The 16,338-nt window shown below is 58.5% G+C and carries 19 protein-coding genes; 6 read left to right on the top strand and 13 right to left on the bottom strand.

Features of this window, described 5'->3' with window-relative positions; genetic code table 11:
• Positions 1-266: 266 nt before the first annotated feature.
• The 5 genes from pyrE to pyrB all read right to left on the bottom strand — a co-directional run bounded on the left by pyrE (position 267) and on the right by pyrB (position 5,312).
• A complete protein-coding gene (gene pyrE / locus DDF78_RS01345; RefSeq protein ID WP_237564498.1) occupies positions 267-1,040 on the bottom strand; it encodes an orotate phosphoribosyltransferase in 774 nt (257 codons plus the stop codon).
• 113 nt (positions 1,041-1,153) lie between these two features.
• A complete protein-coding gene (gene pyrF, locus DDF78_RS01340; protein ID WP_415481396.1) occupies positions 1,154-2,152 on the bottom strand; it encodes an orotidine-5'-phosphate decarboxylase in 999 nt (332 codons plus the stop codon).
• Positions 2,153-2,278: 126 nt separating this feature from the next.
• Positions 2,279-3,787 (bottom strand): dihydroorotase, encoded by a 1,509-nt coding sequence (locus tag DDF78_RS01335; RefSeq protein ID WP_152579768.1) that lies wholly within the window; start codon positions 3,785-3,787, stop codon positions 2,279-2,281.
• A gap of 158 nt (positions 3,788-3,945) precedes the next feature.
• Positions 3,946-4,365 (bottom strand): aspartate carbamoyltransferase regulatory subunit, encoded by a 420-nt coding sequence (locus DDF78_RS01330; RefSeq protein ID WP_152579769.1) that lies wholly within the window; start codon positions 4,363-4,365, stop codon positions 3,946-3,948.
• A complete protein-coding gene (pyrB, locus tag DDF78_RS01325) occupies positions 4,365-5,312 on the bottom strand; it encodes an aspartate carbamoyltransferase (RefSeq protein ID WP_237564507.1) in 948 nt (315 codons plus the stop codon). Before pyrB ends, DDF78_RS01330 begins: the two co-directional genes overlap by 1 nt.
• 348 nt (positions 5,313-5,660) lie before the next feature.
• On the opposite strand from pyrB, the gene DDF78_RS11670 reads away from it, so the two are divergent.
• Entirely contained in the window at positions 5,661-5,831 is a 171-nt protein-coding gene (locus tag DDF78_RS11670; protein WP_154677493.1) for a hypothetical protein, read from the top strand.
• Between the two features lie 298 nt (positions 5,832-6,129).
• Here DDF78_RS11670 and DDF78_RS01320 read toward each other — a convergent pair whose 3' ends face one another.
• Positions 6,130-6,474 (bottom strand): hypothetical protein, encoded by a 345-nt coding sequence (locus DDF78_RS01320; RefSeq protein ID WP_152579770.1) that lies wholly within the window; start codon positions 6,472-6,474, stop codon positions 6,130-6,132.
• Positions 6,475-6,661: 187 nt separating this feature from the next.
• On the opposite strand from DDF78_RS01320, the gene DDF78_RS01315 reads away from it, so the two are divergent.
• Positions 6,662-7,108, top strand: a complete 447-nt coding sequence (locus tag DDF78_RS01315) for a hypothetical protein (protein WP_152579771.1) — start codon at positions 6,662-6,664, stop codon at positions 7,106-7,108.
• Positions 7,101-7,313, top strand: coding sequence for a helix-turn-helix transcriptional regulator (locus tag DDF78_RS01310; RefSeq protein ID WP_152579772.1), 213 nt, complete (start codon positions 7,101-7,103; stop codon positions 7,311-7,313). The genes DDF78_RS01315 and DDF78_RS01310 overlap by 8 nt, the downstream gene beginning before the upstream one ends.
• A gap of 69 nt (positions 7,314-7,382) precedes the next feature.
• On the opposite strand, the gene DDF78_RS01305 is transcribed toward DDF78_RS01310, so the two are convergent.
• From DDF78_RS01305 to DDF78_RS01285, 5 genes are all read right to left on the bottom strand, one after another.
• Positions 7,383-7,646 (bottom strand): type II toxin-antitoxin system RelE family toxin, encoded by a 264-nt coding sequence (locus DDF78_RS01305; protein ID WP_152579773.1) that lies wholly within the window; start codon positions 7,644-7,646, stop codon positions 7,383-7,385.
• Positions 7,647-7,679: 33 nt separating this feature from the next.
• Positions 7,680-7,943 carry a type II toxin-antitoxin system Phd/YefM family antitoxin gene (locus DDF78_RS01300; protein ID WP_152579774.1) on the bottom strand — a complete coding sequence of 88 codons (264 nt, stop codon included), beginning with the start codon at positions 7,941-7,943 and terminating at the stop codon, positions 7,680-7,682.
• A 199-nt stretch (positions 7,944-8,142) separates the two neighbouring features.
• On the bottom strand, positions 8,143-8,952 hold the full coding sequence (locus DDF78_RS01295; protein ID WP_152579775.1) for a SagB/ThcOx family dehydrogenase: 810 nt from the start codon (positions 8,950-8,952) through the stop codon (positions 8,143-8,145).
• A gap of 128 nt (positions 8,953-9,080) precedes the next feature.
• Entirely contained in the window at positions 9,081-10,481 is a 1,401-nt protein-coding gene (locus tag DDF78_RS01290; RefSeq protein WP_162000629.1) for a YcaO-like family protein, read from the bottom strand.
• 68 nt (positions 10,482-10,549) lie between these two features.
• A complete protein-coding gene (locus DDF78_RS01285) occupies positions 10,550-11,560 on the bottom strand; it encodes a TOMM precursor leader peptide-binding protein (RefSeq protein ID WP_152579777.1) in 1,011 nt (336 codons plus the stop codon).
• Positions 11,561-12,027: 467 nt separating this feature from the next.
• Here DDF78_RS01285 and DDF78_RS01280 point away from each other — a divergent pair, with 467 nt between their 5' ends.
• On the top strand, positions 12,028-12,675 hold the full coding sequence (locus DDF78_RS01280) for a response regulator transcription factor (protein ID WP_152579778.1): 648 nt from the start codon (positions 12,028-12,030) through the stop codon (positions 12,673-12,675).
• A 174-nt stretch (positions 12,676-12,849) separates the two neighbouring features.
• Positions 12,850-14,067, top strand: a complete 1,218-nt coding sequence (locus tag DDF78_RS01275; RefSeq protein ID WP_152579779.1) for a sensor histidine kinase — start codon at positions 12,850-12,852, stop codon at positions 14,065-14,067.
• Positions 14,068-14,145: 78 nt separating this feature from the next.
• On the opposite strand, the gene DDF78_RS12250 is transcribed toward DDF78_RS01275, so the two are convergent.
• Together DDF78_RS12250 and DDF78_RS01265 are read right to left on the bottom strand one after the other, a co-directional pair.
• Entirely contained in the window at positions 14,146-14,475 is a 330-nt protein-coding gene (locus DDF78_RS12250; RefSeq protein ID WP_368731812.1) for a type II toxin-antitoxin system YafQ family toxin, read from the bottom strand.
• Positions 14,447-14,704, bottom strand: coding sequence for a hypothetical protein (locus DDF78_RS01265; protein WP_152579781.1), 258 nt, complete (start codon positions 14,702-14,704; stop codon positions 14,447-14,449). The genes DDF78_RS12250 and DDF78_RS01265 overlap by 29 nt, the downstream gene beginning before the upstream one ends.
• Before the next feature lie 697 nt (positions 14,705-15,401).
• Here DDF78_RS01265 and DDF78_RS01260 point away from each other — a divergent pair.
• The gene (locus tag DDF78_RS01260) at positions 15,402-16,049 is read left to right on the top strand and encodes a hypothetical protein (protein WP_152579782.1); all 648 of its coding nucleotides are present in this window, start codon (positions 15,402-15,404) and stop codon (positions 16,047-16,049) included.
• The last annotated feature ends 289 nt before the right edge of the window (positions 16,050-16,338 follow it).

The raw sequence follows: 16,338 nt of genomic DNA, 5'->3' as shown, positions 1-16,338 counted from the left end.
CGAATCGATAGCCTTGTCGTTTAAGACGTCAAGATTATGATATAACTTGACGTCCATGACGTCAAGATTAATATATCTCTTGTCGTCATAGACGTCAAGGGTGAGAAAGAGCAAACACCTGTTATAGGACTCTGCCGCAGCGGAATGCAAGCAATAACATAGACTGCAACTCACAAAAACGCAGACGACTCAATACCTTCATGTTCAGGTTTCAGCCAGTCAGACGAGGCATACAGGCTGCGGAAAGCTCAGTTGCTCGCCTCTGATCACGCGCCGTACTGAGCGAGGTAGTCCTTGGCTCGCTGGGCGAGATCGGCGCTGAGCAAGGGCTGGCCCTTGGCATCAGTTAGCTGCTCGGCGGCGGCGAAGATCTCCCGCACGTTGGCGATGGGGATTACTGGGAAGCCGAATTCTTGCTCCACAGCGGAGACCGCGGAACGGCCGGAATCCTTGGTTTTCTCCATGCGATCCACTGCGAGAATGAGGCCGACGATTTCGACGTCGGCCGTCGCCTTGATCTTGGGCACGACCTCGCGCACGGCGGTTCCAGCCGTCATGACGTCATCGACGAGCAGCACCTTCATGCCGTCGCGCAATTGGGTGCCGACGAGCATGCCGCCGTCGCCGTGGTCTTTGACTTCCTTGCGGTCGAAGGTGTAGCCAATTTGCGTATCGTGCATCGAGGTCAGCGCAATCGCGGTGGAAACGGCCAGCGGGATGCCTTTGTATGCCGGCCCGAACACGGTATCGATATCGCCGGGCAGCGTTCCGGCAGATACGGACGCGGCGATGCGTTCAGCGTAGAAAACGCCAAGCGTGGCGATTTTGCGGCCGTCGTTGAACGCGCCCGCATTGATGAAGTACGGTGACTGCCTTCCGGATTTCAAGGTGAAGTCCCCGAATTTCAGCGCCTGCGATTGCAGCAGGAACGCGGTAAAACGATTGGCTAGGGAATCGGCCGCCTCGCCGTGCTCTGATTCGGTGGAGACTCCCGTATTGTCCGTGGCTGTTGTGGTGCTCTTCATGTCGTTGTCGCTCATCGTGCTTTTCTTTCCTATGCCTCTCTATGGTCTCTTGGATATATTGCCTTTAGATATATTGCAGTTGTATCGGCGCGTTATCGCCGTCGCTCATTGCTGCCAGCTCGCGGGTCTCACCGGTAGACGGCCACGCGCAGCTCGTCGCGCATGTTGAGCGCTGCCTGCCGCGCTGCGGAGGCCACGAGGTCAAGGGCCTCGTCGGCAGACATGCCGCTGCGGTATTCGCCGGATTTCTTCCACGCCGCGATGATGCCGCGCGAAGAGTTGACGATGGCGCCCGACCCGTCCGCGTCGAACATGCCAGCCACATCCTGCGCCGTGCCGCCTTGCGCGCCAAAACCCGGAACCAAGAAGAACGTGTGCGGCATGCGTTCGCGCAGCGCCTGGCCTTCCTGCGGATGGGTCGCGCCTACGACGGCACCCACGCGCGAATACCCCTCGGCTCCCAGCGAATCGCTCCCCCAGTCGCTCACCAGGTCAGCGACATGCTCGTAGAAGCATTCTCCTGACGCCAATTCAAGCTCCTGAATATCCTTGCTCGACGGATTCGAAGTGCGTACCAGCACGAAGATCCCCTTGTCGGTCTGCTTCGCTGCGTCCACGAAGGGCGTGATGCCGTCAGCGCCCAGATATGGGTTGATCGTCACCGCATCCTCGTGCCAGAGGTCGTCATATGAATCGTCCTCGTGCGGCGCGTCAGCGGAGGGGCTCGCGGTCTGCGGCAAACCGCTCAGATGCTGCGCGTAGGCGGCGGCGGTGGAGCCGATGTCGCCGCGCTTGATGTCACCAATGACGTATAGCCCCTGCTGCTGTGCGTATTCGCAGGTCATTGTGTAGGCGTCGATGCCGGCCGGCCCCAGCGCCTCATACATCGCGATCTGCACCTTGACGGCAGGCACGATGTCGGCGACGGCATCAATCACCGCGCGGTTGAATTCGAAGTACCCCATGGCAAGACGTGAAGCCGCCCGCTGCGCGCCGCTTTCGGAGGCGTCATACCCGGCACTAGCCTTATCGCCCGCAGCGTCCAAGTCGTCGCCCACGGCATCGAACACCTGGGGCGGCACCAGTGCCACGGTCGGATCCAGTCCGACAACGCTTGGATTCTGCATAGCCTTGATTGCCGCGATCAGACGGTCCATGGCTTCGTTCCTTTCCTATAGAACTTCTGAAGTTCTCTCGCTCTGGCCGTATCACACCTGTGCCGAGCCAACCGTATCTAAAGTATCTAGCTGTATTTAGCGCTCGGATTGAGCGATTCTGCTGAAGACCAGCCGTCCGTCAAGAATCGTGGCCACAGGCTTGCCGGTGACTTTCCAGCCGCCGAATGGCGTGTTGCGCGCCTTGGAATGGAAGCGCTCGGGGTCGATGGTCCACTTCGCGTCGGTGTCGATAAGGACAAGGTCGACGCCTGACTGGTCCGGCTGTCCAGACGTCGACGCAGCTGTAGCCCCGGCGAGATCGAGAAGCCGACGAGTCTTGGAATCACCATGTTCCGTGTCGGGAGCAGAAACACTGCCGTTCGGCGCACCGTCCACCGACTTATTCAGCAAACCATCAATATTCACAGCCTGTCGCTTCAGTACTCTCATCGGACGAGTTGACATCAGCTCGATAAGGCGCTGATCATCGATGTATCCGCCGTCGACCAGCACAGTATGGCAGACCGCATACGCGCTCTCCAAGCCGATGATGCCGTTCGGCGCTGATTCCAGCCCGGACTGCTTCTCTTCGATGGTATGCGGCGCATGGTCGGTGGCGATCATATCGACCGTGCCATCGACGACGGCTTCGATTGTCGCCTGCTTGTCAGCCGCCGAGCGCAGCGGCGGATTCATCTTTGCCAGCGCGCCGTACTTGAGCAGATCCTCGTCGCACAGGGCCAGATAGTGTGGCGCGGTCTCGCAGGTTATCGGCAGGCCTTCGGCCTTGGCCTTGCGAACAGCGTCGAAGGCGCTGGCCGTGCTCACATGCTGGAAGTGAATATGGACGCCGGTTTCGCGGGCCTTGTCGATGTCTCTGGCGACGATCGCCAGCTCCGTCTCCGAGGGAATACCCGGCACGCCGAGCTTGCGGGAGACCGCCCCCTCGTTGATGATGCCGGAATCGTGGTGCTCGCAGTGCTCCAAAACCCACAGTCCGGTCTGCTTGGCATTAGCTAAAGCCGCGTCCAGCACTGCGTCGGTCACCGCCGATCCGTCGTCACTGATGGCGGCAATGGGATGGGCCAGTTGCTCCGCGTCCTTCGCGTCATCGTCGTGTCCGGTGATATACCGCTCCCAATCGGACGGATTGCTTGCTTCAATACCTGCCCGCCCCTTCGAGGCGCAGACCGAAAGGTCGTAATGCGAGGGCAACGGGATGTCATGCGCCTGCTCGTAATGCTGCAAGTAGTCGATGACCGTGCCATAGCCGGCATCGAGCACTTCTGCAGCGCCCGGCTGCCCGGCATCGACCGGTAGTCCATCGATGGCCGGCTCGGTGTTGGGCATGATGAGCAAGTCGGTGTACCCGCCCGCAGCCGCAGCTCGACAGCCGGAAATCATGCTCTCCTTGGCCGTCTGCCCAGGGTCGCGGAAGTGGACATGCGGATCAGCGAGCCCGGGCGCGAGCGTAAGATTCGAGCCGTCGAGCTCGCCGGACGTTACGCAGTCGGAATCGGCGAATGCGCGCGCCGAGTCGCTTTCGACGCGCAGATCGATGCGCTCGCCGGTGTCCCAGACGCGGATGTTGTGCAGTGTGAGCATTGTGCTCCCCGTTCCTATGCCGTTCTTCTGTCAATTGCTATTAATTACCATCAATTACCATCAATACGATGGCGGATGTGATGCCGCCGATGCAGCAGCGTTGTCGATTCAGCGCCAGCGTCGTCGTTCACCGCTGTATCTTCTACCGCTGTGTCTTCCTACCGCTTAGCCTTTTCGTCGCAGTAGTCGCAGCGGTATTCGCCGCGCTCGCGTTGCGCGAGATGGAACATCTGGTCGAGGCCCACCTCGCTGCTGGTCACGCAGCGCGGGTTCGTGCAGGTCAGCACGTTGACGATATGCTCGGGCAGCGTCGGTCTGACCTTGTCGACGATGGTTCCGCCGCGCACGATGTCCACCGTCGCCTGGCGGGCCACGAATCCGAGCACCTCAAGGTTGATGTCTCTCTCGGTTTCGATCTTGATGATGTCCTTCGAGCCGAAGCGGTTGCTTGTGGTGTTCATGATCAGCGCCAGCCGCGTTTTGGCCGGGTTGATTTTGAGATATTCGAGCACCTTGAGCGCCTGCCCGGCCGGAACATGGTCGATGATGATGCCGTTTTGTATGCTGGTGACTTCCATCAGACCCTCATCTCCTTCTGCTGCAGCGGCTCATAGCCGGGCAGCTCGTCTCCTATCACCGCGCTTTCGAGCGCCATGCGCATAAGCATGCCGTTCTTCACCTGCTCGAAGTAGGCGGCGCGCGGGTCGTCATCCACTTCGACGGCGATTTCGTTGACGCGCGGCAGCGGGTGCAGCACCGCCATGTCCGGCTTCGCCAGGCGCATCTTGTCGGCGTCGAGAATATAGGTGTCGCGCAGCCGCAGGTAGTCGTCCTCGTTGAAGAAACGCTCCTTCTGCACGCGCGTCATGTAGAGCACATCGAGGTCGCCGATGCCCTCGGCCAGATCGCTCATTTCGACGTACGAGCAGGTCGGGGTCGCGTTGATGCGGTCGAGCACGTACTGCGGTGTTTTAAGCTCATCGGGGCTAATCAGCACGAAGTTGACATTGCCGAAGCGGCACAGCGTCTCTATCAGGCTGTGCACGGTGCGGCCGAAGGTGAGGTCGCCGCACAGCCCGACAGTCAGATTCTGGATGCGTCCGAAGCGCGATTGCAGCGTGGCGAGGTCGGCCAAAGTCTGTGTGGGGTGCATATGCCCGCCGTCGCCGGCATTGATGACCGGCACTGAAGCCGCGCGTGAGGCCACCAGTGCCGCGCCTTCTTTGGGGTGGCGGATGGCGACGACGTCGACGTAGTTGGACACGGTTTTGAGCGTGTCAGAGATTGATTCGCCCTTGCTCACCGAGGAGAGCTGCGCGCCCGCGAAACCGATGACCTGCCCGCCAAGGCGCAGCATCGCGGTTTCGAAGCTCAGCCGCGTGCGTGTGCTCGGTTCGTAGAACAACGTGGCCAGCACCCTGCCGTCGCAGGTGTGGGCCACAGTCTTGCGGTGGGCGTCGATGTATTGCGCCCGGTGCAGCAGCTCGCTTATCTGGGAGGTCGATATGTCGTCAAGGGTCACCACGCTGGTGCCGACAAGCGACGAGGGATAACCAGAAGCGTTGGCTGGCGCAGACTGAACGGTTGCAGAGCCAACGGCATCACTTCCACCAGCGCCATCCCCGACAATGGAATCTTCAGCAACGGAATCGACTTGCGACGCATATTCGACGGACAAGGGCACACCTTTCTTTCACGCAAGGTGGCCACCGGCGGTGACCTCGCCAATCATACGCCGTTTTTCGGACATGGGTAATTGCTGGTTTCTATGTGGCATTCGAATAATATGGTATTGCCATATACATTGGCCATGCGGCATTCCACTGCATGCCGCTGCGCGAAAATTCCGCCGACGGATGGGAGGAGGACAATCATGAGCAAGCTGAACCAGCACGAGCTGGACGACCTGACCGCCTGGGCCGAGTCCGACGCTCCGACCGAATCCGGCGTTATCATCACCGGCGACAAGGCCGCCGAAATGGGCCAGGACATCCTGCGCAGTGCGGGCAGACCATCACTGGGCAGCGAAAATGCATTCGGCTAGGGACGCAGCCCACGCCGGTAGATGCGCTTGCCCCAGAAACCGAAACACGAACTCAAGAAATAGGTCCAGTAAGAAAAAACGAGCGCTGGCGAAGCAATGGAGTAATAAGGATGCGACGGAATCTGCCGATTGATATGACGCAACTCATGCCGTAGTATTTGAAATGAGCAAAGATTCATATCCTCTACATGGTGGATCGAATTGGTCGGTCGTGTAGCCACGGCAGCGCCGGCTGCTCATCAACGTCGAATCCTGCGGTGTAGCCACGGCAGCCGCAGGATTCATATTATTCGTTATATTATTCGGCTAATTCGCCGGTGTCATCCTTCTGCTGGACGTGCTGAAGCACACTAATGACACATTGCTCGCTTCCTGCATCATCCGCTAGATATGTGAGAAGCGTGTGAACGTGGACACGTCCCTCTTCAGTACGAAGTGCTTCACTAGTATGCCAGTAGCTGGAAGCGGCCCTTCTGACCAAGCCGCTTCTTAGCACGTCTCGCTGGGCGCTTTCTACCAAGACAGCGCTGAGGATGTAGAAGTTGCGTGTATGAGCCGGGTCCGTATCATAGCTTTCGTCGATATAAGCCACCGGGCGCTCTGCATTGGTGACATAAAACGTGTTCATCAATGTATCGTTCATGCTCTCTGCTAATAACCTAAGCGGTCGTCGCTTCTCATTGATGCAAGGTCACCATTGTTCGGTGTCCAATGCCAACAGCTGCTGTCATACCGCCAGTTGGAATAAACGTACACCCTCCAGTATGTCGAATGTCACCTTAGGGTTATAATGTCACCTATAGGTTACACTTTGATGAAAGAGGACAACTATGGGAAAACGACAGACAGTTGAGGAGTATACGACCCGTCGCGGCCGGGTGGTGCTGCTGACGACACTTGCCTTCGCATGCTTCTCAGTCAGTGTATGCTTGGCGACGCTCCACGGCTCTGGACTGAACGAATCCAATATCTTCGATGGAAGACTGCTCTGGTGTGTATATGCACTTCTTCTTTCAACGTATATATACGGCACTCCCGGCTATCTGAGCTGGACGCGCGCCGAGCGCCGCATCCTCAACGACGAGTTCACCAAGGTGAATCGCGCCAACGCCACCCGCTGGGCGTTCGGAGTCTTCTGCGCCAGCGGGTTTGTGCAATGTCTTTCGGCGTTCCGCATCTGGACCGCCCCGGTTTGGTGGCCGATAGCTTCGATCAGCGCGGCGCTTGTCGCCGCTGGCATCAGCTTCGCCGTCACCGACATACGGGCCAATGTCTGAACTGATCGTCCACCTGAAAGAGCACCGCACCCGCTGCGGCCTGACTCAAGCCGAACTTGCCCGCCAAGTCGGCGTCTCACGCAAAACGGTCAACACCGTCGAAAACGGCGTTTTCATCCCCTCCACCCCGCTCGCCCTGCGCCTAGCTCAAGTACTAGGCGTCAGCGTCGAAGACCTCTTCGCCCTCCCCGAACCCGAGTCGTAAACCGCAACTCGCCGCAGTAAATCGCCACGATCTATGCCATATATTTGCCAAGTTACATTCCGCTAGAAACTACAGCGCACGGTAAATCTCTCGGCGATGCCCGACTCGAACGACGCATACGGTAAGCGTCGCATCAACAACGTCATAAATGACCCGGTAATCACCGATGCGTATACGCCAAGCAGTTTGTTCTCCCGCCAGCTTCTTGCAGCCGGGCGGCCGCGGGTCTTCACCAAGAGCTGCAATCGCATCAAGAATCCGATTTGACACCGAATGAGGGAGCTTGCGAATTTGCCGCGCTGCAGCCGTGGTGAATTCAATGTGATAGCTCATAGAAGTGTCCACATGCCCGTTTTCCTACCCAGCTCAACGAGCCAAGCTGGCCCGAAGCTCATCTAGGCTGACCCGAACGCCATCGTCCGCAGCCTTGGCGTCGCGGTACTCCGCGACATCCTGAGCCATCTCAAACCCCTCCAACTCGTTGAGATCCTCAACGCTGATGACCACGGCAGCGAGCTTGCCATTGCGCGTGATACCGATGCGCTCGCCGCCGTACATCGCACGGCCAAGCACATCGGAAAGGCGGCTGCGAAGCTCGCGCGTGGTGATTTGAGAAGTCATAGTGTTCATATGGTAAACAATAGCACAACTGATAATAGTGTACACAATGCACACTAAATACGCGCTTCACCGACACCCTTGCGACCTAATGTACCTGCCGACTTGGCCAGCCGTCATGAAAGGGGCATTTATTCACAGGAGAATGCCCTTTTTGTGACGCTTGCTTCGACTTAGCGTCACGAAAGGGGCATGAATCTGCCTAGCCCGTCTACTGCCCGCGCGCGCCGATGAACACGACCGAAAGCGGGGATTCGTTCAGGCCATCGAGATGCAGGGCATGGCAGAGCTCGTCATCGTAATAGCCGCCGAACGGCATGGAGGCCCAGTGCTGGCGCTGCGCCGCAAGCAGGAGATTCTGCGTCACCATGCCGGACTCAATCAGCGCGAAGCGCGTCCCGCGCAGATTGTATTTGAAGCGATTGCGCCAGAACACCCCAGCGACGACGAAGCACACGGAGGCATTCGCCACGGCGCGTTGCTGCCATGAGTCGCTGAATACCTCATCGAGCGTCGCGTCATCAACGTGTTCGAGCCGCTGCTCGTATGGGTTGTAATGCCAGGAGCCTGCGTGCGCGGCATCGGCCTTCGGGAAGATAAGATACACGTCTCGCGGGTACAGCGCGCCGCCGCTGGGCGCGGTCCTGCCCCAATGGCCCTTTTCTTCAACCAGGCTTCCGCTCACGCCGTCCGCGCTCCAGCATAGCTGCGATATGTCGTCATCACGAAACGCCTTGAACGTCGGGAAGCGTTGGACGGTTCGCCTGCTTTTGAGCGCCTGCGACAGGTCATCGTCCACGTTGGGATCGTCAAGCGTTATCACGCGCCCATCCGTCTGCTTCGTCGCCCTCCACGTGGCTTTGATCAGCTCGGGCTTGTCATGCAGACTGTGGGTGTCCGGCATGTCGATGCCAAAGGTGAGACGATGCATTTTCGTCGCCTCAATGTACTGCTCCGCTGGGTCGTCCATGGAAAAATCGGAATGGGCCCTGATAATTGATTCAATATTGGGGATTGCCATAATGCTGCCGCCTTACCTGTCAATGCTGTTGTTACTTGTCAACGTCGTCTCGTCTATCCGTCTCGACTGCTGATATCGTTTCATTCACCGCGTTCGCCATGCCCGTCGCACCCGCCGCACTCCCCGATCTACGGGAACGGATGCGGCAGCGGGTTCAGATCCGCTTCCCGCGCAACGGCTCGGCAGCCCGGCAGCCGCGAGGGGACCGAGAACAGCCGGTCGAAACCGTTGTATCGGTTTTTCCAGCCGACGCTCAAGGGCACGAGCTTGTCGGAAACGACTTTCACCACTCGCAACGGCGTCTCGGCGATGTCCGGAGCCGTCACGTCGACGCCCGCGCAGCGAATGCCGCTACTCCTTAGGATTTCCAGCGCATGCATGGCAATCTGCCCGGGAGTGCTTCCCGCAACCGCCTGAGCGGCACCGATGTCCGTGCGTTCGGCGGATTGCGTCAGCCAGCGGCTCTCATTGACGCGCTTCGTGGAAGCGAATAGGCGCACATGATCTTCGAGATCGAGCACCGTCGTCGCAAAGTCGGCGTCATCGGGAATCACGCCGCGCTTCTCGCACACGCTGCGCGAATAGCCCATCGTGAGCAGCGCCTCAGTCAACGCGCCTACCGCGGCTTTCCCTAGCGTCCATGAGGCTTTTCCGCCAACGCCCAGCACTCGCCGGCGCTGACCGTCATAGAACGTGACAGTGCCCAGGCACGCGGGGATTCCGTTCACCTGCGTCAGGTCGAGAGCCGCGAATTCGAGATTCGTGCGTGAGGCGTAGTCCCGCACGAAGTCGCGTGTCTCCGGACTTGACTCCAAGTCGACAAGCGGCGCGCTCCACTGCGCATTCCATGTGATCATGATGGCATCGCGCTCGGCCGCTTCAAGCAACGCTGACAGGAACGCTTCCTCCATGTCAGGCCCGCAGGCCAGCCCGTTGCTGGTGGCGTAGCATATCTGCCCGAGGTGAGGTTGGAGAGGCTGTCGGAGGGGCTGCTCCGTCGCCTGCCTAGGCACCTGAGTGGCGGTATCCGCAAATCTCGGATTCAGAAAGACCCACTGCGCCGGCACGGCGACTTCGGTGCCGGCAAGCACATCCGAAGCAGCTATCAGCGGTATGCCCTGTGCATCGCTGAAAGGCGCGTAGGGAAAACCTTCCGAACGATACTGCGCCGCGGAAAACGGCGTGCCACCCCCGGGAAGAACAAGGTCGTGCGCGCCTGCGGAACCATGCGATATGCGCTCTTCGGGAATGTAGACGGCTGAATATCGTTCGATTGTTTCCGCAATGCCGGCCCACCGCGACGCCTGCTTGTCCGTTCCTCCCCCGCCGTTCGAGGGGTTGGCAGGGTACCCGATAAGCTCGTCCGACTTGCAGCATTCGATGCTGACATAGGTCGAGGGCAGCTCCTGCGGCTGATACGTGATATCGAACTCAGCCGGGGCAACGCCCAGATACGGCGACGCGAACTGTTCGAGGTACACGGCGCTTTTCGTCCTGTCGACCCACGGTTTCGTTACGTCTATGTTCATCATGTCCTCCCGTTCAATGCTTAGCTTTTAAGCCTTCAATGCTTAGCCTTCAATCAATGCTTCCGCGTTCAATGCTTCTCATCCGACTCAAACGAAGGGTCGCTTGCAGTCCACGGCTGGGGCATCGGAAGACTGGGCTTGCGACATGCCGGGCACCGCGGCACGGTGAAGACGCGATGATGCTCCACGGCAACGCCGCACTCGTCGAAGCAGACAGTATGCGCCTGGCCTCGCAACGGCGTCATGGGAAGAGAATGCAGGTCGAGCATCTCTATGGACAGCAGCTGGAAGAACATCGACCAGACGATGCCCGACTCGGCAGGGCTGTTCCAGCTGCTCGCACCGGAGTTGGCGAAGGTGATCGCATCGCCATCGTCCATGACCCGCTGATCCTTGCCATGCGCCGACGCGGCCCTTCTCCTCAGCCGGAAGCATTCGTAGCAGGCGGTCTGGCGCGGAATGAACAACGGCCCGATGACGGCTTCCCCGCCGTTGTAAGGAAGTATCTGCATCCATGCCCGCTCGCGCGAAAGCGCCCATCGATTGATGGCTGCGCCAAGGCGATCATTGTGCGCAGTCGGACTGTACACAATCAGGCCTTCCTCGTCTTCACCGTCCAAAATGTCGAATATCTGCTCCTCTGTGACGTTTTCGACCCATCGGGTGTTGCGCAATCCGTTCTCTTGTGCGAGCATCCGCGCCACATCCGGCACTGTGCCATTGCTGATGACAATAAGCTTCACCTGATTTTCCTTCGTTTCTATGTCTTCGCATGACATTTCTCCACCCACAATCTCCTTGGCTGCGAGCGCCCAAGACGCGGCGCCCTGTTGCGAAAGATCCTGCAGTATGCCATAGCTGCGCAGCTTGTGCATGATTGCCTTGGCCACCGGCCGGGATTCTTCGGAGAAATTGCCCAGTGCCGCTTCGCAACCTTCGGATTGCTGAATGACATCGAGCACAGTCTCGATGGTGTCAGCCGCTTCCTTGCCCAGGTACACCACGAAGCGGTGCCCATGCTGGAAAGCGATCATATGGTCGTTACGCGATGCTTCGAACCACGGTGCCAGTTTGTCCATGATGCTCCCTTGAAAGAGGGCAAGCTGCCCGACCGATGCCGGGCAGCTTGCTCACCCATGTTGTGTATACACGTGTTACTGAGGACTGTTGCATTGAGAAATAGCCGAAGCTGGCTCCTCAGATGCAGCAGATGATGGACGAGCAGCACCAGGGGTCTCTCACGGCGGAGAGCTTGACGCCGCTGCCTGTCTCATAGGACTTGATTTCGACAATGCGAGCTGGAATTTGGATGTTCATGACATTGCCTTTCGTTTCCGTGGGTTATGTATTCAACTCCAACTGATTGAAGTTGAGCGCCTATTTGTTTTTTGTTTTTGTAGGCACAATTGAAGAATCCCATACCGCGCGCAGGCAGTCGAATACCCATCATCCAAAAGGGTGATGGCGGTCAGTATGTTTTTGGCGTTGGATTGTAGAGTTTCCATTACCGTGCAGTCGAGGACCTGTCAATGAGGAAAGGTGACCCATGGCAATATCAATAGCTATTGTCGACAACGATGCTTTGTCGCTGGCGGCGCTGTCGCAAGGCATCACCGTGTTTCACCCCGCAGTGCGTATCCTGTGGACCGCGACGACCGGCATGGACGCCGTGAAGCGCTGCCTGAGCAAGCCCACCCAGCCTGAAGTGCTGCTGACCGATCTGAGCATGGAAGACATCTCGGGCGTAGCCGTATGCCGGGCGATTATGACGAAAACATCGCATACTGCCGTCCTCGGCATCACCTCCTACGCGCTTTCGCATTATGTTTCGCAGCTTGCCGAAGCCGGAGCGCAGAGCATCGTCCCCAAGACGAATATCAAACGCATCTGCTTCGCCATCGACACTGTGGCGTCCGGGAAAGTGTACTCCCCCGATCCTGCGGTCATCTTTCAGTCGTCCACCGCAGCCCATCGCCGGCTTGAATGGAACGGCGACAGCGCCTACCATCTGACCGAGCGCGAGGCGACGATTCTCGCCTTGTGCGCTGACGGGCTGACGACGGAGCGGATCATGGATGCGCTGTGCATCTCCGAGGCCACGGTGAAAACACATGTCAAACATATTCTGCGCAAGCTGGGTGCCAAAAACCGCGCACAGGCAGTCGCCATATGGATGCGCAGCACTTCCTTATGAGCAGCTAGGCGATGCAATTTCACGAGCAGTGCGATTTTACAGATAACCAGCAAAAATCAGTTAACCAGCGAACAACTAGGAACCCAACACATTCCGCCGCCATAGACAGAGGTGATGATCATCCGCAACCGACTTGAGCAAATGCAATCCGTCCCAGCAGACATATTCGGCTGGGTGTCAACGCATTGGGGGCAGATCGCCTCGGTCGCCGCCGTATTCGTCGCCAATATCATCGAGCTGGCGACGATTCCTTCGCTCGACACGCCCCATCTCATTGTCACGATCCTGCATTTCCTTGGCATCGCTCTTATCGTCGTGTTTCCGAGGGATGCAAGCACTTTCGTGGTGCTCGTTTTCATCGCTAATCAGCTGCTTCCCACGCATGAGGGCCTTTCGCAGCTGTGCGGCCTATGGCTCGCCATCTGGAACCTGGGCTTCGCCGGCCCCAGCTGGCTGGCCTATGGCTCCGTGCTGCTCGTCGGATTCGTCAGCACCTGGAAGGTAGCCCCCGTTTCCGATGGGCTGTTCGGCAGACCATATGTGCTCATCGGATCCACCGTGCTGTTCCTGTTCATCGGCCAGACCCTGCGCTGGAATCTTGTCAAGGCGCATACCAAGGCTACCGAGGCCAGGCTTCACGCACTTGAACATGACGCTCACCTCGCCATGACCCTCCATGACGCCACCACCGGAGGCCTTTCCTTCATCGCTTTGACGGCCCAGCGCGAGGCGGAGATGGCGCGCGACAACCATTGGCGGGAAGCCGAAATCTGGGAGGCCGTCAATCAGCAGGCCACCGCGACGATCGACGGCATCCATGAGATCATCGCCTTGCTCGACAAGGACTCCCCGCCGGCTGCTGATGATGCCACGCCGTCGGGGAGCCAAGCCTGCTGCGCCAGGCTGCACAGCTTCGATGCGTACAGGGCCGCTGCGCATATGTCCGCTGCGTGGAAACCCACAGAGCGGGCATCCGCAGTCCAGCTGTCCGCTGCGATAGCCAGAAAAACCAAAGCATTGGACAAGAACCTATCGAGGCTGGGCATCAACGGCACCACAAGCATGCGCGGAAGCTGCGTGCTTGACGACGCACAGACGCGCAGCATCATCCTCGACCTGCTGCAGGAGATATACACCAATCTCGCCCGGCACTGCTCCGCCCAGGGCACCTACAACGTGTTCATCACGCTAGACGATTCCCTGGTGAAAATCAGAGAGACCAACGACGTGAGCGCTGACCCTTCCGCAGTGCCGTGGAAGGAATCCGGCATGGGCCTGCAGTTCCACCGCCAGCGTCTGGCCGCCATCGGCGGCATTCTCAACACCGCGCTTGACGACGACAGCTGGATACTCTTCGCCGTCATACCCATTCATAGGCAGCAGGCCGACTGATACGCGGCATCAGGAGCTCAGAATTCGGCGTTGGACGGCTGCCTGCCATATATGAAAAGCGGCGTTGGTGAAATCGACTTAATCGTCCGGCCATTCACGCTCGAACACGCCGCTGGACAGTTCGGCATGCGTGCAAATGCGACGTAACCTCACCATGCGATGCGGTCTGGCAGGACTGTACAGCACGAGAACATCATCGTTCCCAGGAGCATGAAACTCCATGCAGCCGTTATACACCCCGCCTGAATTACCCAACACATGAGGATGGAGGTCATCTCCAACATGCCCTGTCTCAGACAGCTCTTCCTCTACTATGCGTCTAATCTCACGAGCCGTGTCGCGATGCTTTCGGACCAGGCGACGATAATCAAGCAGATACTCATCCGACGCTCTCACTTCGAGGTTCATTCTGCCCATGTTCAGCCATCACCTCCGCCTCAATCTTGTCAAAAAAAGCGTTGTATTCCTCATGCGTTCGCAACACGACATCCGTATCGCCTGACACGCTGCGCAAGTACCCGGTCACTGCAGCGGCAACCCCATCCAGCACATCGTCGCCATCGTCGCCAGTGCTATTCAGCACGGCCCGGTTATACAACTTCGCATCAACCGGCACCGCCAAAGACATCTCAGCCATCGCAAGCCTCCTTTATTCCATAGAACGTATTCATAGAACGATTAATTCAACATCATAGCGGTTTTACACGCTCCAATGCCGGATTCTGCGGTCAACAGCGAAACGAGTAACCCGCTGCTGACGGCTCCAAAACACGTAATCGATTATATGAATGAGCTGGTGTCGGATCATTCGCACCACGAGGCCAAGGCCCCCTCCCGAAAAGACGCTGACGCCCTGCCGCAGCAGATTGAGTAGAGAGGAAGCGTTGCTGACCTTAAGTCCAGCAACGCCGTAAAATACCCGAACGCGATGATGCACAGCTTGCTCAAGACTTTCTGGCTCAGCTGTGTTGCGCGCGAGCCTCGTTTCATGGCCTTGAGTTTATCTCCGAATGACCACGTGACGCTGCTTTCATGCTGCGCTGAATTCGAAAGAGGCTTGCCTGGCCACGTCTTGGATGGCTTACAAATCCGCAATATCGCAAAGCACCAATATTATTCGGCAGCGCTTTTGATTCTGCTGAGATTGATTTTTTCCACTTGAGCGTTGGATCGGCTTCGGCGGCTTCGACTGCTGGCAGGAATACGCCGCTGACCGCGTGTCAGTACCCTTTTGTGTCATTAGTCTCCTACCCACGTATGAGAAAGAGGTACTGCTTATTAGTTATGAGCACTGCCTAGGATATGAGCTGTGGGACATCGGAAGGTGGAAGGCAGTGAACATACTGATAGGCTCCGCGAAATCTGGTCAAGCTCGTTACAGGCTTACCGCACGTAGCAGGTTTTGGCATCAGGCGCTGTGGTGGGGAGGACTCACCGCGCTGCTTGCCGCAGCCATGATAGGCTATGGCATCGGATGGAGAAGCATTCCGCCTCTTCTGATTGGCACCGCGATCGTTCCTCCTTCCCTATGGGAGTACGCGCTGCTCGCCGTAAGTCTAGGCTGCTGGCTCGCCGCCGGCGTGCTGCGCCTTGCCGATGCCGGAAGAATACGACCGGCGGCGATTATCACCACTATCGCTGGGCTTATCTGCATGTTTCCTCTGCTTGGCTTCACCTGGCTGACGGCGGACTACGGATACCGCATACTTCCGCCGGAAAGCACGGGCGGGTGCCGGGTGGTCGCAGCGTCGGCGCCGATGCTGTCCGGGACGGCCGGGGATGTATTCATTGCGGACCCTGGCTCGATCGTTCTGCAGCGAGTTCGTACCTCGTGGTGGTCGTACTGGTGGTCGAACGATAATTCTGAAAACGGATACAATCCCATCAATGCGGGCGACTGGTCACTCCGTTGGAACGGAGACCAGGGGCGTTTGCAGATCAGGTTCGGGCCGACCACTATGCTGACCTGCCCACACCAATAGGCTTCTGAGCAGCCTTCCCCTATCAGGGGCGAGGATTAGCAAGGAACGCGGCATACGCGCGGGCGTCGGCATCGAACGCGCCGGCAACGCCGACATGGTCATCGACACGCTGCGCGACATGGCCGATCACGGCGTCGTCATCATCGCCACCCACTCCGACCAGGTCGCCAACGCATGCGACGACACCATCGAGCTGGGATAACGCGAGCTGACACCCCCGAATACGGTTACTGGAACGAATCGGCCGTTGACCACGCCTCAGCGGCCGTTTTGTGTCGGCAATCCCATC

Source organism: Bifidobacterium tibiigranuli, from assembly GCF_009371885.1.
Classification (GTDB): Bacteria; Actinomycetota; Actinomycetes; order Actinomycetales; family Bifidobacteriaceae; genus Bifidobacterium; species Bifidobacterium tibiigranuli.
The sequence above is the reverse complement of the archived record's forward strand: the minus strand, read 5'-3'. Positions and strand labels throughout refer to the sequence as shown.

What these genes read in the sequence shown, in the direction of transcription:
- pyrE (WP_237564498.1), bottom strand. Translation starts at nt 1,040, where the DNA reads ATGAGCGACAACGACATGAAGAGCACCACAACAGCCACGGACAATACG.
- pyrF (WP_415481396.1), bottom strand. Translation starts at nt 2,152, where the DNA reads ATGCAGAATCCAAGCGTTGTCGGACTGGATCCGACCGTGGCACTGGTG.
- DDF78_RS01335 (WP_152579768.1), bottom strand. Translation starts at nt 3,787, where the DNA reads ATGCTCACACTGCACAACATCCGCGTCTGGGACACCGGCGAGCGCATC.
- DDF78_RS01330 (WP_152579769.1), bottom strand. Translation starts at nt 4,365, where the DNA reads ATGGAAGTCACCAGCATACAAAACGGCATCATCATCGACCATGTTCCG.
- DDF78_RS11670 (WP_154677493.1), top strand. Translation starts at nt 5,661, where the DNA reads ATGAGCAAGCTGAACCAGCACGAGCTGGACGACCTGACCGCCTGGGCC.
- DDF78_RS01320 (WP_152579770.1), bottom strand. Translation starts at nt 6,474, where the DNA reads ATGAACGATACATTGATGAACACGTTTTATGTCACCAATGCAGAGCGC.
- DDF78_RS01315 (WP_152579771.1), top strand. Translation starts at nt 6,662, where the DNA reads ATGGGAAAACGACAGACAGTTGAGGAGTATACGACCCGTCGCGGCCGG.
- DDF78_RS01310 (WP_152579772.1), top strand. Translation starts at nt 7,101, where the DNA reads ATGTCTGAACTGATCGTCCACCTGAAAGAGCACCGCACCCGCTGCGGC.
- DDF78_RS01305 (WP_152579773.1), bottom strand. Translation starts at nt 7,646, where the DNA reads ATGAGCTATCACATTGAATTCACCACGGCTGCAGCGCGGCAAATTCGC.
- DDF78_RS01300 (WP_152579774.1), bottom strand. Translation starts at nt 7,943, where the DNA reads ATGAACACTATGACTTCTCAAATCACCACGCGCGAGCTTCGCAGCCGC.
- DDF78_RS01295 (WP_152579775.1), bottom strand. Translation starts at nt 8,952, where the DNA reads ATGGCAATCCCCAATATTGAATCAATTATCAGGGCCCATTCCGATTTT.
- DDF78_RS01290 (WP_162000629.1), bottom strand. Translation starts at nt 10,481, where the DNA reads ATGAACATAGACGTAACGAAACCGTGGGTCGACAGGACGAAAAGCGCC.
- DDF78_RS01285 (WP_152579777.1), bottom strand. Translation starts at nt 11,560, where the DNA reads ATGGACAAACTGGCACCGTGGTTCGAAGCATCGCGTAACGACCATATG.
- DDF78_RS01280 (WP_152579778.1), top strand. Translation starts at nt 12,028, where the DNA reads ATGGCAATATCAATAGCTATTGTCGACAACGATGCTTTGTCGCTGGCG.
- DDF78_RS12250 (WP_368731812.1), bottom strand. Translation starts at nt 14,475, where the DNA reads ATGAACCTCGAAGTGAGAGCGTCGGATGAGTATCTGCTTGATTATCGT.
- DDF78_RS01265 (WP_152579781.1), bottom strand. Translation starts at nt 14,704, where the DNA reads ATGGCTGAGATGTCTTTGGCGGTGCCGGTTGATGCGAAGTTGTATAAC.